The following is a 411-nucleotide window of genomic DNA, read 5'->3' as shown; positions in this document are numbered from 1 at the left end:
GTTTTCAATCTGGCTCCAGTCGGCATCACCGTTCAGGTAGATTTCACCCTGCTGGGTCCGCACGGTACCTGCAAGCGTCGAGCGCATACCGTTAAAGTTGACCGCAAGCTGGCTTGGTTGCATATCAAACGGCATAAAGTTGCCGTCGATATCCACCCCCGTAACCTGAAGATGACCAAACAACTGCGGGCTTTGCACATCACCACCCCGACGCAAGTTGGCACTTACCATCCCCGCTGTTTTTTCCCCACGGGTAAAGATGGGGTTTATCATCGCAAGGTTGAAGTTACGGATATTGACGTTGCCACCAAGATTACGGCGGCCTTGCGGATCGGTCACCTGCACCTGACCATCAAACTGGCCGTTATTGGTCAGGCGGATGGTCCAGCCCAATTCGGCACGGTTGTTACC

1 protein-coding gene is annotated in these 411 nt (G+C 54.0%); it reads right to left on the bottom strand.

The window, feature by feature from the left end:
- Positions 1–411: hypothetical protein (locus GV818_RS33885; protein ID WP_434738399.1), on the bottom strand; the 411-nt coding region annotated here is incomplete at both ends.

The organism is Pseudomonas sp. Fl4BN1 (assembly GCF_009908285.1).
GTDB lineage: Bacteria > Pseudomonadota > Gammaproteobacteria > Pseudomonadales > Pseudomonadaceae > Aquipseudomonas.
This window is presented reverse-complemented; position numbering and strand designations above follow the sequence as displayed.